Here is a 14,126-nt window from a genome sequence, read left to right on the forward strand (position 1 = left end):
TGAGCGCGCGGCCGCAACCGCGGCCGCGCCAGACTGTCGAACGGATGATGTGCATGGCTGACGCGCCTTTGCGCGAGGCCAGACGCACGCACGCGCAGAAGGTGTGAGACCGGAAAGGTTTCTTTATTCCTATGGAGCTAAACCATGGCACTCGTATCAATGCGTCAACTGCTGGACCACGCCGCCGAACACGGCTACGGCCTCCCGGCGTTTAACGTCAACAACCTGGAGCAGGTCCAGGCCATCATGGCCGCGGCCGACCAGACCGGCAGCCCGGTGATCATGCAGGCTTCGGCCGGCGCCCGCAAATATGCCGGCGAAGCCTTCCTGCGCCACCTGATCGACGCCGCCGTCGAAGCCTACCCGCACATTCCCGTCGTCATGCACCAGGACCACGGCCAGTCGCCGGCCGTCTGCATGGCCGCGATCCGTTCGGGCTTCACGTCCGTCATGATGGACGGCTCGCTGGAAGCGGACGGCAAGTCCGTCGCCTCGTACGACTACAACGTCGAAGTGTCGAAGGAAGTGGTGAAATTCGCGCACTCGATCGGCGTGACCGTCGAAGCGGAACTGGGCGTGCTCGGTTCGCTGGAAACGATGAAGGGCGACAAGGAAGACGGCCACGGCGCCGACCGCACCATGACCCGCGAAGAGCTGCTGACCGACGTGGCACAGGCCGCCGACTTCGTCGCGCGCACCCAGTGCGACGCGCTGGCCATCGCCATCGGCACCTCGCACGGCGCCTATAAATTCACGCGCAAGCCGACCGGCGACATCCTCGCCATCGACCGCATCAAGGAAATCCACGCGCGCATCCCGAACACGCACCTCGTGATGCACGGTTCGTCGTCGGTCCCGCAGGAACTGCTGGCGATCATCCGCGAATTCGGCGGCGACATGAAGGAAACGTATGGCGTGCCGGTCGAGGAAATCCAGGAAGGCATCAAGCACGGCGTCCGCAAGATCAACATCGACACGGACATCCGCCTGGCGATGACGGCCGCGATCCGCAAATACCTGTTCGAGAATCCGTCGAAATTCGACCCGCGCGACTACCTGAAGCCGGCCCGCGAAGCTGCGACGCAGATCTGCAAGGCACGCTATATCTCCTTCGGCTGCGAAGGCATGGCGGCCAAGATCAAGCCGATTCCGCTGGAGAAAATGGCGGAGCGCTACAAGGCTGGCGAACTGGCGCAGATCGTCCAGTAAAGGCATTACGCGTGGGCGGAGGGCCGCCCACCCTACGGTCGCGGTATCTCGTAGGGTGGGCACCCTGTGCCCACGCGCAGCGCCGGCATACCGCATCCATCGCCGCTTTTGACGACGATGACGTAAGAATCACGTAAAATATCGCTTTGGCACCGGCTCTCACTGGCCTTCGCCCATCCGACCGGCCTCTTCGCCGGTTTCGCTTTATCAAGATATCCCCTCTATGAAAAGCCTCTACCAATCCACTATTTCCTCCCTGCCATTGCTGGGCCATGGCAAGGTCCGTGACAACTACGCCGTCGGCGACGACAAGATCCTGATCGTCACGACCGACCGCCTGTCGGCCTTCGACGTCGTCATGAACGAACCGATCCCCGGCAAGGGCATGGTGCTGAACCAGATGAGCGATTTCTGGTTCGAAAAACTCGGCCACATCGTGCCGAACCACTTGACCGGCGTGGCGCCGGAATCCGTGGTCGCACCGGAGGAAGTGGAGCAGGTCAAAGGCCGCGCCGTCGTCGCCAAGCGCCTGAAGCCGATCCTCGTGGAAGCCGTCGTGCGCGGCTACATCATCGGTTCGGGCTGGAAGGATTACCAGGCGACCGGCTCCGTCTGCGGCATCCAGCTGCCGGCCGGCCTGCGCCAGGCCGACAAGCTGCCCGAGCCGCTGTTCACCCCGGCCGCGAAAGCCGACCTGGGCGAGCACGATGAGAACATCAGCTTCGCCGACATGGAACAGCGCATCGGTTCCGAACTGGCGAATAAAATCCGCGACATCAGCATCCAGCTGTACAAGACCGCCGCCGACTACGCGGCCACGCGCGGCATCATCATCGCCGACACCAAGTTCGAATTCGGCCTGGACGAGAACGGCGTGCTGCACCTGATGGACGAAGTCCTGACCGCCGATTCCTCGCGTTTCTGGCCCGCGGATTCGTACGCGCCGGACATGTCGCCGCCGTCGTTCGACAAGCAGTTCGTGCGCGACTACCTGGAAACGCTGAAGGACTGGAACAAGGCCCCGCCGGCGCCGGCGCTGCCGCAGGACGTCATCGAAAAAACCCAGGCCAAGTACTTCGAAGCCATCGAACGCCTGACCGGCGAGAAGCTGAAGGTTTAATGATGGCGGATCAGAACAAGCCGCTGGTCGGGGTAATCATGGGTTCCAGCTCCGACTGGGACGTGATGCAGCACGCCTGCGCCATGCTGAAGCAGTTCGGCGTGCCGTTCGAAGCGCAAGTGATCTCGGCGCACCGCATGCCGGACGAGATGTTCGCGTACGCGGAATCCGCCCGTCGCCGCGGCCTGCGCGCCATCATCGCCGGTGCCGGCGGTGCGGCGCACCTGCCGGGCATGGTCGCCGCGAAAACGGTCGTGCCCGTGCTGGGCGTGCCCGTGCCGTCGAAATACCTGCGCGGCGAAGACTCGCTGCTGTCGATCGTGCAGATGCCGAAGGGCGTTCCTGTGTCGACGTTCGCCATCGGCGAAGCCGGCGCCGCGAATGCCGCGCTGACCGCGATCGCCATCATCGCCACCACCGACGACGCCCTGGCGGGCCAGCTTGAACAATTCCGCCAGCAACAGACCGCCGCCGCCAAGGCCATGACCCTGCCTGTGAACGACTGATGAGTACTACGAAGTCACTAGCCTATCTGCCGGAAGCCGCGGAACCCGCGTGGCTCGGCGTGATGGGCGGCGGCCAGCTGGGCCGCATGTTCGCCCACGCCGCGCAGGCGATGGGCTACCGCGTGGCCGTGCTGGAGCCGTCGGCCGACTGCCCGGCCGGCCAGGTGGCCGAACGCCTCGTCGAGGCCGGCTATGAAGATGCGGCCGGCCTGGATGCGCTGGCCGCGCAATGCGTGGCCGTCACGACGGAATTCGAAAACGTCCCGGCCGCCAGCCTGTCGCGCCTCGCGCAGCAGGTGTTCGTCGCGCCGAACGCGCACGGCGTGTCCGTCGCCCAGGACCGCATCGCGGAAAAATCCTTCTTCGTCGCCTGCGCGACTAAATCCGGCGTGATGCCGGCGCCGCACAAGGTGATCGCGAGCGATGCCGACATCGACGCGATCGCCGAGGACCTGCTGCCAGGCATCCTGAAAACGGTGCGCATGGGCTACGACGGCAAGGGCCAGGTGCGCGTGCGCACGCGCGAGGACGTCCGCGCGGCATTCGAGGCAATGGGCCGCGTGACCTGTCTGCTGGAAAAGATGCTGCCGCTCGCGTACGAGGTGTCCGTGCTGACGGCGCGCGGGGCGGATGGCCAGTCGGTCGTCTACCCGATCGCGGAGAACGTGCACCGCGACGGCATCCTGTTCACCACGACCGTGCCGGGCCCGAACGTGTCCGACGAATGCGCGCGCAAGGCGCAGGATGCGGCGCGTGCCATCGTGGCCGAGCTCGGTTACGTCGGCGTGCTGTGCATCGAATTCTTCGTGCTGGCGGACGGTTCGCTCGTCGTCAACGAGATGGCGCCGCGGCCGCACAACAGCGGCCACTACACGATCGACGCGTGCATCACGAGCCAGTTCGCGCAGCAGGTCCGTGCGATGGCGAAACTGCCGCTGGGCGATGTGCGCCAGCATTCGCCGGCCGTCATGCTGAACATCCTCGGCGACGTGTGGTTCGAGGGCGAGACCGTCCGTGAACCGGCGTGGGACCGGGTGCTCGCGCTGCCCGGCGCCAACCTGCACCTGTACGGCAAGACGGACCCGCGCCGCGGCCGCAAGATGGGCCACGTGACGTTCGTCGCGCCGACGCTGCAAGAGGCGCAAGCAAACTTTGCGCAGGCCTGCGCCATCCTCGGGATCGCGCCGTGACCGATGTGATCAAGGCCGCCGCGCGCGCGCTCGAGGCCGGCCGCCTCGTCGCGCTGCCGACCGAGACCGTGTACGGCCTCGGCGCCGACGCGGAGAATCCGGCTGCCGTCGCCGCGATCTATGCCGCCAAGGGCCGCCCGCAGGATCACCCCGTGATCGTGCACGTGGCGCCTGGCGCCGATCTCGACTACTGGGCCACCGATATCCCGTCGGAAGCGCGCCAGCTGGCCGACGCCTTCTGGCCCGGTCCGCTGACGATGATTTTAAAACGCGCGCCGCACATTCCGGACGCTGTCTCGGGCGGCCAGGACACCGTCGGCATCCGCTGCCCGTCGCACCCGGTTGCCATCGAACTGCTGCAGGCGTTCAAGGGCGGGAAGGGCGGCATCGCGGCGCCGTCCGCGAACAAATTCGGTGCCGTCAGCCCGACGACCGCGCAGCACGTGCGCGACGAGTTCGGCGACGACATCGGAGAACACGGCCGCATCGCGTTCGTGCTGGATGGCGGCCCGAGCGAGGTCGGCATCGAATCGACGATCGTGGATCTGTCGCGTCTCGCCACGCACGGCCCCGTGCTGCTGCGTCCGGGCCATATCTCGGCGGATGCCATCGCGGCCGTGATCGACCAGGTGCCGGCCCGTCCGGATGCCGCGGCACCGCGCGCCTCGGGCACGCTGGAATCGCATTACGCGCCGCACACCCCGGTCGCGATGCAGGACACGGCGACCCTGGCCGAGACCTTGTCCAGGTTGCAAGGGGCGGGACGCAAGGTCGCCCTGATCCATTACGCCGACTTGCCGGCCACGCACGCGGCCGTCCGCCTGCCGAATTCTCCGGAAGGCTTTGCGCATGCGTTGTATGCGGCGCTGCGCGCGATGGATGGCACGGGCGCCGACGTCATCCTCGTCGAGGCGCCGCCGCAGGACGGGCCATGGCTGGGTGTCAACGACCGCCTGCGCCGCGCCGCGCATGGTTCGACCGGCATCGTGCACGGGTTGATAAACAACACTACCGCGCTGTAATCAGTCGGGAATCTTCCCAAAAACGCCTGTCCGGTGCATGCTACTCGGCAATCCCGGCCCGCCTTTCTGCGCGGGCCTTTTGCCTTGATCAGTGAGTCGAAGGACATCCATGCGTTCCCTCTTAACCCTGGCCTGCAGCCTTGGGCTGGGCTATTTGCTTGCCGCTTGCAGCGGCGGCACCACCGCCGGCGGCACGCCGACCGGCGTCGCGAATCCTGAACCGCTGCCCGTCGCGACGCGCGGCAGCCTCGTGGGGCAGGCCGCCTCCGTGGCCGTCAGCGTCGGCGGTGCGAGTCTCACCACATTGACTCCGACCGTGCTGGCCGGCTTCCTCGAATCGGCCCAGCAGGGCACCTTGGCCGTCGCGGGACAGCCGCAGTGCTCGGTCTCCGTGTACAAGGTCCACTACAACACCATCGGCGGCGCCGGCGAAGCGACGGACGGCAGCGCCGCCGTCTTCGTGCCCACCGGCGGCGGCGCATCGTGCAGCAACTCGCGGCCAGTCGTGCTGTACGCGCACGGCACCTCGTTGCAGAAATCCTACGACATGGCCGACATCGCCAACAACACGGAAGCGCGCCTCGCGGCGGCCGTGTTCGCGGCCCAGGGCTTCATCGTCGTCGCGCCGAACTATACGGGCTACAGCGGTTCGTCGCTGGGCTACCACCCGTACCTGGATCGCGTCGCGCAGGCCGCCGACATGATCGACGCGCTGCGCGCCGCACGCACGTCGTTCGGGGCGATCGGCGCCAAGGATTCCGGCAAGCTGATGGTCACCGGCTATTCGCAAGGCGGCTATGTCGCGCTGGCCACGCAGCGCGCCATGCAAGACCTGGGCACGAACGAGTTCACGTTGACGGCGGCGTCCGGCATGTCGGGTCCGTATGCCATCGCCCGCTTCGGCGACGACCTGTTCGGCGGCGCACCGCGTAGTGGTGCCACCGTGATCGTGCCGATGATCATCAACGCGGGCCAGCATGCGAGTGCCGCGCTGTACGCGACGCCGTCGGATGTTTACGAGACGCAGTACGCCGCATCCATCGCCGACCTGGTGCCGGGCAGCCTCGGCAGCGGTGACCTCGTCGACCAGGGCAAGCTGCCCGAGTCAGCCCTGTTCGCCGCGGATTCGCAGCCGCAGACGCCCGGCTACACGGCATATTTCGGCGCCAACAACCTGATCCGCACGGCGTACCGCAGCGGCTACCTGGCCGATCTCGCCGCGCACCCGTGCGACCAGAGTGCGACGTCGCCGCTGGCCTGTACTCCGGCTCACAACCTGCGTAAATGGCTCGTGCGCAATGACCTGCGCAGCTATATGCCCAATGCACCGACGATGCTGTGCGGCGGCCACGACGACCCCGTCGTGCCATTCTTCAACACGACGTCGGCCGCGAGCTATTTCAGCGCGCGCGGCAGCAGGATCACGCTGCTCGACATCGACGATACCCCAAGCCTGAACGACCCGTACCGCTCGGCCAAGGCAGGCTTCGTGGCGGCCAGGACGATCCTGCGCGCGGCGTCGGGCGACGGTGCCGTCGCGTCGGCCTATCACGCGGGTCTCGTGGCGCCGTTCTGCATGGCGGCGACGCGTGATTATTTTCAGATAACATTGTCACATTAAGACATGAATTCACCGGCGGCATTGCTATAATCGGCCGCGCTGCCGGCCTCGTCTCCCAGCCGTCGCAACAGGGTGTTGTTGCCGGCGCACGACAAAGCTTTTCGCTATACAACGATGCCGAACACTGGCATATTAGTTGGCACACGAATAGCACGGCCGTTCGTTGCAAAAGAGAAAAATTTCTTTAGGAGACACAATGCGTAAGACCTCATTCGCGCTCGCGCTGTTGACCGCTGCCGTCCTGACGGCTTGCGGCGGCAGCAGTACCAGCCCTCGCGGCGGCGACCAGACCCCGGTGACCAAATTCAGCGCACAGGTATCGTTCGGCGACAGCCTGTCCGACGTTGGCTCCTATGCCGTCGGTGGCGTCAAGGCGCTGGGCGGCGGCAAGTTCACGATCAACGGCGACAACACGTCGATCAACGCTGACCTGACGGGCAAGAACTGGACCGAATTCGTCGCAGCCCAGCTGAAGCTGCCGGCACCGTGCGCGGCCCAGACCGGCCTGCAGGGCGACGCGACCAAGGGCTTCGCCGTGCCCGTTACGTTCAACACCAATTGCCTCAATTACGCGCAGGGCGGCTCGCGCGTGACGAATCCGATCGGCCCGAACAACAAGGCCGTGAACCCGACGCTGGGCCTGACCACCGTGCCCGTGGTGACGCAGATCGAGAACCACCTGGCCAAGAACGGCGGCAAGTTCAGCGGTACCGAACTCGTGACCGTGCTGGCCGGCGGTAACGATATCCTGTTCCTGCTGGGCCAACTGTCGACGAACGCCACCGCCGCCGGCACCGCCGCCGGTTCCCAGGCCTTCGCCGTGTCGCTGACGACCCAGCTGGCCGCCGGTGCGACGAACCCGGCCACCGCGGCCCAGGCGATCGGCCTCGCCATCCAGACGGAAGCAGCGCGCGCGGGCCACACCGACGCGTCCGTCGTGCAAGCCGCCGTCACCGCCGCCGTCATGGCCGGCAACACCGCCGCCGCGCAGGCGACCGTGTACGGTCCGATGGTCGCCAAGGCCCAGGCCGACGCCACGGCCGCCGGCCAGAAGGCGGGCGCCGACTACCTGACCGCCAACGCCGCGGGTGTCGTCACCGCGATGGCGACGGCCGGCGCCGAGCTGGGTGTCCTCGTCAAGACGCAGATCGTCGCCAAGGGCGCGAACTACGTCGTCGTGAACAACCTGCCGGACGTGGCGTCGACGCCGTCGGGCAAATCGCAGTCGGCCGCCGTCCAGGCGCTGATCGTGAAAGCCGTCGACGCCTTCAATGCGCAGCTGAAGGCCGCTGTCGCCAGCGAGCCGAAAGTGCTGTACGTCGACCTGTGGACCATCAGCCACGACGAGGTGATCAACCCGGCCCCGTACGGCCTCACCAATACGTCGACCCCGGCCTGCGGCCAGAACGCGCTGGGCACGACGTCGCTCGTCTGCAATGCGAAGAACGTGATCGCAGGCGACGTCAGCCGCTACATGTTCGCCGACGACGTGCACCCGACGCCGTTTGAGAACTGGCTGATCGCGCGCTACGTCCTCGAGCAGATGGCCGTGAAGGGCTGGCTGTAATCGTCACGAAGGGGACCTCGAAAAATCGTCGCGAGCGGCCGCAATGTCGGGCGCGAAGCGGAGCTGTACGAGGAGTACAGCGAGCATCGCAACCCGACAGTGCAACGCGCAGCAGGTTTTTCGACGTTCACGACAGGCCCGTCCGCGGGCGGGCCATCAATAAGAATCAGGAGATAACATGAAAGTAAGTTCCAACGTCGTGAAACTGCTGGTCGCCGCGGGTGCGCTGGCCGTGGCGGGCAGCGCCGCGGCACAGGCCAAGGGGAAGTGGGCCGTGTCGCTGGGCGCCATCGAGATCGAACCGAAGGTAGAAAGCGGCGCGATTTCCGCCCCGGCCCTGCCGAATTCGCTGGGCGACGTCGGCAAGGACACGGAACCGGTGGCGATCATCAACTACGGGATCACCGACAACATCACCGCCGAATTCACGATCGCGAAGCCGTACAAGCACAGCATCTACGGCGCAGGCGCCATCGCCGGCACGGGCGAGCTGGGCACGGCGCATGCCTTGCCGCCGACGTTGTTCGCGCAATACCGTTTCTTCTCGCCGAACGCGGCGTTCCGTCCTTACGTCGGCCTGGGCGTGACCTATGCCTACTTCTACAAGGAAACCGGTTCGTTCCGCCTGACCGCGCTGACGAACCCGGGCGGTTCGGCCACGACGTTTAGCATCGACAACAAACTGACTTATTCGGGCCAGATCGGTGCCGTCTGGAACTTCAACGAGAAATGGTTCCTCAACGCCGCACTCGTGAAGACCCGCCTGCGGACCGACGTCCACTTCTCGACGGGGCAGAACCAGCACATGAAGCTGGACCCGAAGTCGACCGTGCTGACCCTGGGCTACAAGTTCTGAGCGCGTTTCGCGCAATAAAAAACCCGCCGTGTTCGGCGGGTTTTTTTTCGTGCACCGGGGCGATCAGAACGCCGCGATACCGGTCTGCGCGCGGCCCAGGATCAGCGCGTGGATGTCGTGCGTACCTTCGTACGTGTTGACGACTTCCAGGTTGACGAGGTGACGCGCCACGCCGAACTCGTCGCTGATGCCGTTACCGCCCATCATGTCGCGCGCCATGCGTGCGATGTCGAGTGCCTTGCCGCACGAATTGCGCTTCATGATCGACGTGATCTCGACCGCGGCCGTGCCCTCGTCCTTCATGCGGCCCAGACGCAGGACGCCCTGCAGGCCCAGCGTGATTTCCGTCTGCATGTCCGCCAGTTTTTTCTGGATCAGCTGGTTGGCGGCCAGCGGCTTGCCGAATTGCTTGCGGTCCAGCACGTACTGGCGCGAACGGTGCCAGCAGTCTTCCGCGGCGCCCAGCGCGCCCCAGGCGATACCGTAGCGGGCCGAATTCAGGCACGTGAACGGACCCTTCAGGCCGCGCACTTCCGGGAACGCGTTTTCTTCGGGGCAGAACACCTCGTCCATCACGATCTCGCCCGTGATCGACGCGCGCAGGCCCACCTTGCCATGGATGGCCGGCGCCGACAGGCCTTTCCAGCCCTTTTCCAGCACGAAGCCGCGGATCTTGCCTTCGTCATCCTTCGCCCAGACGACGAACACGTCGGCGATCGGCGAGTTCGTGATCCACATCTTCGAGCCGGACAGCGAGTAGCCGCCGTCGACCTTGCGCGCGCGCGTGACCATCGAGCCCGGGTCGGAGCCGTGGTTCGGTTCGGTCAGGCCGAAGCAGCCGATCCACTCGCCGGTGGCCAGTTTCGGCAGGTATTTCTGCTTCGTTTCTTCATTGCCGAATTCGTAGATGGGCACCATCACGAGCGACGATTGCACGCTCATCATCGAGCGGTAGCCGGAATCGACGCGCTCGACTTCGCGCGCGATCAGGCCATAGCTGACGTAGTTCAGGCCGGGGCCGCCGTATTGCTCGGGGATGGTCGGGCCCAGCAGGCCGAGCTCGCCCATCTCGCGGAAGATGGACGCGTCGGTGGTTTCGTGACGGAAGGCTTCGAGGACGCGCGGCAGCAGCTTGTCCTGGCAATAGGCCGCGGCGGCGTCGCGCACCATGCGTTCTTCGTCGAGCAACTGCTCGTTCAGCAGCAACGGATCATCCCAATGGAACTGGGCTTTGCGGGGCGTATCGGAACGGCTCATGGGGCTCCTGTCTCAATCTTTGTAAGAATGTGGCGGGCGAATGGATGGCCGCCCGGGACGAGCCATTATAGAAACCCCGTCCCGTCACATCTTTTCAAACTGCGACAGGCATTTTCATTTTTCAAACAAGGATCAGGTGCTGCCGAACCGCCCGCCATGGAACAGCAGGGCGGACTGTGGATGCACGGCGCAGTCTTCCACTTCGCCCACGAAGATCACGTGGTCGCCTTCCGGGTAGCGGCTCCGGTTGTGGCATTCGAACCAGGCGGAGACGCCCTTCAGGATCGGCAGGCCGGTGCGCGACAATTCGTACTCGACGCCTTCGAACGGATCCTGGCCACGGCGCGAGAACCGGCGCGCCAGCTCTTCCTGGCCGGCGGACAATACGTTGATGACGTAGTGCGAATTGCCGGTGAAGATGGGCAGGCTGTTGGCGACGTTCGACAGGCTCCACAGCACCAGCGGCGGCTCCAGCGATACGGAATTGAAAGAGGACGCGGTCAGGCCGCGGAATTTGCCGTCGCCCAGGCGGGTCGTGATGACGGTGACACCGGTCGCGAATTGGGACAGGGCCTGGCGAAAATGGGCGGAATCGAAACCGCGCGTGGTGGCGCGAGGTGAGCTGGTGTTCATGCGCGCATTATGCCATCAATGGCCGGCGGTCCCCCGAGCCTGCACGACCGCGCACTTTCGTTTACAGTGAAACCATGAACAACTATTTATCCCTCGAGGAGTCAGCATGAGCCAGCAATCAGCAACCGAAGTGGCCATCCTGGGCGGCGGGTGTTTCTGGTGCCTGGAAGCGGTTTACCTGGAAGCGCGCGGTATTCTCCGCGTGGAATCGGGCTATATGGGCGGCGAGATTCCCGCGCCGACCTACGAGCAGGTGTGCGCGGGCACGACGGGCCACGCGGAAGTGGTGCGCCTGGAATTCGATCCGAACGTGATCGGTTATCGCGACATCCTGGAAATCTTTTTCACCATCCACGACCCGACGACGCCGAACCGCCAGGGCAACGACGTCGGCACGCAATACCGTTCGGTGATCTTCTTCACGTCGCCGGAACAGGAAGCGACGGCGCGCAAGGTAATGGCCGAGATGGCCGCCGTGTGGGATGCGCCGATCGTCACGCAGGTGCTGCCGGCCGAGCAGTGGTACAAGGCCGAGGACTACCACCAGAATTATTTTGCGCAGCACCCGTTGCAGGGGTATTGCGCGTTCGTGGTGGCGCCCAAGGTGGCCAAGTTCCGCAAGGTGTTCACGGATCGGGTGAAGTGATTTATGCCGGGGGCATCAATCACGGCTAGCGATACATGTACCGCCGCGACCACGGAATCAGGTCCGGTTCTTCGCCCGCCTTGCCGCACACGATCTGGTACAGGCTGATCCAGTCGTGTGCGAAGCCGTACGCGCAGCCGGCCAGGTAGACGTGCCAGATGCGGAACGTCTTTGGATCGCACGTCGCCCGGATGCGGTCGGCATTGTTCTCGAAATTCTCGGTCCACAGCGCGCACGTGCGGGCATAGTGGCGGCGCAGGTTTTCCACGTCGCGGACCTCGAGTCCGCCTTCCTGCATCGTGCGGATGACGGTGGACAGATGCGCCAGCTCGCCGTGGGGGAACACGTATTTGTCGATGAACTCGCCACTGCCGTGCGGGCTGTTGCGCTGCTCGACATCGGTCGTGGTGATGCCGTGGTTCATCACGACACCGCCCGGCGCCAGTAGCTTGCTGATGCGGCGGAAGTATTCCGGTAAATTGTCCACGCCCACGTGCTCGAACATGCCGACGCTCGTGATGCGGTCAAAACTGCCCGCGACGTCGCGGTAGTCCTGCAAGCGGATCTCGACACGGTCCTGCAACCCGGCCTGCGCCACGCGCTCGCGCGCCAGCTCGTACTGGCGTTCGGACAGCGTGACGCCGACGCAGCGCGCCCCGAACTTGCTGGCCGCACGGATCACGAGCGCGCCCCAGCCGCAGCCGATGTCGAGCAGCGTCTGGCCCGGCTGCACGCCGATCTTGGTGAGGATGTGGTCGATCTTCTTTTGCTGGGCCGTGGCCAGGTCCTCGTCGCCGTTTTCGAAATAGGCGCAGGAATACACCATGGCCGGGTCGAGGAACAGGCCGTAGAACTCGTTGGAGACGTCGTAGTGGTAGCGGATTGCCTCGGCATCCTTCTCGCGCGTGTGCGGCGAGACGAGGCGCAGGGCGGCGCTGGCGACGCGGCTCGCGCGCGCCGGCTTGCCCGTCGATTCCGCGAGGGCGGAACCCACCTGGATCATGTCGGCCGCGCGTCCTTCGATCTCGAGCGCGCCTTCGACATAGGCCTCGCCGAGGTTGCCCAACGACGGCGCAAGGAGGTAGCGCAGGCCGCCCGGGTTCGGGACGCGGATTTTCACGCGTGGTTGCTCAGGGGACAGGTCCACCTGCGCGCCGTTCCATAATTCCACGCGCAGAGGCAGGTTGAATTTACTGCGTATGCCTGAGGTCCAGGCGGAAAGCTTCAGTTGATCGAACACGCGTCTTCTCCGGCTGATCCTGAACCGGATGCACCGGGTCAGGGTTGCAAACGTTGCCGCGTCCAGCTGCCATCTTCCTGCCGCGTGTAGACGATGCGGTCGTGGAAGCGTGAACGCCGCCCCTGCCAGAACTCGATCCGTTCCGGCACCAGGCGAAAACCGCCCCAGTGTTGTGGCCGTGGCGGTGCTTCGCCATACTGACGCGCCACTTGCTCGTAGTGTTCTTCGAGGGCGGCACGGTTTGCGATCGGCTCGCTTTGTTCGGACGCGATCGCCGACAGCCGGCTTTTCAATGGTCGGCTGTTGAAATACTTATCGCTTTCCTCGGCACTCGTGCGCTCAACTCTGCCTTCGATCCGCACTTGCCGTTCAAGTTCACTCCAGAAGAATAGCAGAGCTGCAAAAGGCTTGCTTGCCAGCTGCCTGCCTTTCTGGCTGTCGTAATTCGTGTACCACGTGAAGCCGCGCGCATCGAATTGCTTGACGAGAACAATGCGCGACGTCGGCCGCCCATCTTCGCCCACGGTGGCCACGCTCATCGCGTTCGGCTCGTTCACTTCGGCCTTCAGCGCCTCCTCGAACCAGCGCGTGAACTGGTCCATCGGGTCGTCGGCGACGTCGCTTTCGTCCAGGCGGGCCTGGCCGTAATCCTTGCGCAGGTCGGCGACTTGTTCGCCGATCGAAGGTGCCGGGGCCACCGCCTGTTCGAGGCCGCGGCGCTGGCGCATCGCGCCGCCCAGGCGCGCCATCTGATCCGGACCAAAGAGGCGCAGCGCCATCGGCGCGACGATGCCTTCTTCGCGTTCCATATGGCCGTGATAGCTCTGCACGAAGCGGCGCACGATCGAAGCCGACAGCTGCGTGCCGCTGCCGTCCGCGATGCCCGCCAGTTGCTCGTGCAGGTCTTGCCACATTGCATCCATGTCCTTGTGTTCCTGCAGGATCATGGGCGCGAGCGCCTGCAGCGTGGCCGCATCGTCGCCCTTGGCGACCGCGAGCAGCATCGGCAGCAGGTCCTGTTCCTCGTCTTCGTGGTGCAGGTGGGCGGCCTTGTCGAAGTATTTCAGTACGGCCGTAGCCGCCTGGCGCGCCTGCTCGTCGGCGCCGTGTTCGGGCAGGTGGGCGAGCAGTTTTTCCATGGTCGCAAGCTGTTTGCGGATGCGGCCGTGGCAATGCTTGAGGACGGCGACGGGTTGGTCGAAGTCGGGAGCGGGGTCGGCAAGAAGGTTGTTCATGATCGCTGTTGTGGACTTGCAGAA

General features: G+C 65.1%; 13 protein-coding genes. 9 read left to right on the forward strand and 4 right to left on the reverse strand.

Translation table 11 applies throughout. From position 1 onward, the window contains the following. The first annotated feature begins 144 nt into the window (after nt 1–144). The 8 genes from fba to ACEN98_RS04425 all read left to right on the forward strand — a co-directional run bounded on the left by fba (nt 145) and on the right by ACEN98_RS04425 (nt 9,091). Nucleotides 145–1,209, forward strand: coding sequence for a class II fructose-bisphosphate aldolase (fba, locus tag ACEN98_RS04390; protein WP_056124652.1), 1,065 nt, complete (start codon nt 145–147; stop codon nt 1,207–1,209). 223 nt (nt 1,210–1,432) lie between these two features. Then, on the forward strand, nt 1,433–2,329 hold the full coding sequence (locus tag ACEN98_RS04395) for a phosphoribosylaminoimidazolesuccinocarboxamide synthase (RefSeq protein WP_413337288.1): 897 nt from the start codon (nt 1,433–1,435) through the stop codon (nt 2,327–2,329). After that, nucleotides 2,329–2,835, forward strand: a complete 507-nt coding sequence (gene purE, locus ACEN98_RS04400) for a 5-(carboxyamino)imidazole ribonucleotide mutase (RefSeq protein WP_371767239.1) — start codon at nt 2,329–2,331, stop codon at nt 2,833–2,835. The genes ACEN98_RS04395 and purE overlap by 1 nt, the downstream gene beginning before the upstream one ends. Further along, the gene (locus ACEN98_RS04405) at nt 2,835–4,025 is read left to right on the forward strand and encodes a 5-(carboxyamino)imidazole ribonucleotide synthase (protein WP_413381761.1); all 1,191 of its coding nucleotides are present in this window, start codon (nt 2,835–2,837) and stop codon (nt 4,023–4,025) included. Before purE ends, ACEN98_RS04405 begins: the two co-directional genes overlap by 1 nt. Continuing rightward, nucleotides 4,022–5,047, forward strand: a complete 1,026-nt coding sequence (locus ACEN98_RS04410) for an L-threonylcarbamoyladenylate synthase (RefSeq protein ID WP_413381764.1) — start codon at nt 4,022–4,024, stop codon at nt 5,045–5,047. The genes ACEN98_RS04405 and ACEN98_RS04410 overlap by 4 nt, the downstream gene beginning before the upstream one ends. A gap of 109 nt (nt 5,048–5,156) precedes the next feature. Beyond that, the gene (locus ACEN98_RS04415) at nt 5,157–6,668 is read left to right on the forward strand and encodes an alpha/beta hydrolase family protein (protein ID WP_413381767.1); all 1,512 of its coding nucleotides are present in this window, start codon (nt 5,157–5,159) and stop codon (nt 6,666–6,668) included. 196 nt (nt 6,669–6,864) lie between these two features. Further along, entirely contained in the window at nt 6,865–8,235 is a 1,371-nt protein-coding gene (locus ACEN98_RS04420) for an SGNH/GDSL hydrolase family protein (protein WP_413381770.1), read from the forward strand. 178 nt (nt 8,236–8,413) lie between these two features. Then, on the forward strand, nt 8,414–9,091 hold the full coding sequence (locus ACEN98_RS04425; protein ID WP_413381773.1) for an OmpW/AlkL family protein: 678 nt from the start codon (nt 8,414–8,416) through the stop codon (nt 9,089–9,091). A 63-nt stretch (nt 9,092–9,154) separates the two neighbouring features. On the opposite strand, the gene ACEN98_RS04430 is transcribed toward ACEN98_RS04425, so the two are convergent. Both ACEN98_RS04430 and ACEN98_RS04435 read right to left on the reverse strand, forming a co-directional pair. Continuing rightward, entirely contained in the window at nt 9,155–10,348 is a 1,194-nt protein-coding gene (locus ACEN98_RS04430; RefSeq protein WP_413381776.1) for an acyl-CoA dehydrogenase, read from the reverse strand. 132 nt (nt 10,349–10,480) lie between these two features. Next, nucleotides 10,481–10,981, reverse strand: coding sequence for a flavin reductase family protein (locus ACEN98_RS04435; RefSeq protein WP_413337281.1), 501 nt, complete (start codon nt 10,979–10,981; stop codon nt 10,481–10,483). 106 nt (nt 10,982–11,087) lie between these two features. Between ACEN98_RS04435 and msrA the strand changes: the two genes are divergently transcribed. Further along, entirely contained in the window at nt 11,088–11,627 is a 540-nt protein-coding gene (gene msrA, locus ACEN98_RS04440; RefSeq protein ID WP_413381779.1) for a peptide-methionine (S)-S-oxide reductase MsrA, read from the forward strand. 25 nt (nt 11,628–11,652) lie between these two features. Here msrA and ACEN98_RS04445 read toward each other — a convergent pair whose 3' ends face one another. Then, nucleotides 11,653–12,867: a class I SAM-dependent methyltransferase gene (locus tag ACEN98_RS04445; protein WP_413381782.1), complete on the reverse strand. Its 1,215-nt coding sequence runs from the start codon at nt 12,865–12,867 to the stop codon at nt 11,653–11,655. Nucleotides 12,868–12,905: 38 nt separating this feature from the next. Beyond that, the gene (gene pdxH / locus ACEN98_RS04450) at nt 12,906–14,102 is read right to left on the reverse strand and encodes a pyridoxamine 5'-phosphate oxidase (protein ID WP_413381785.1); all 1,197 of its coding nucleotides are present in this window, start codon (nt 14,100–14,102) and stop codon (nt 12,906–12,908) included. Nucleotides 14,103–14,126: the final 24 nt, after the last annotated feature.

It is taken from the genome of Massilia sp. CT11-137 (assembly GCF_047302885.1).
In the GTDB taxonomy this organism is placed as follows: Bacteria; Pseudomonadota; Gammaproteobacteria; order Burkholderiales; family Burkholderiaceae_D; genus Telluria; species Telluria orientalis.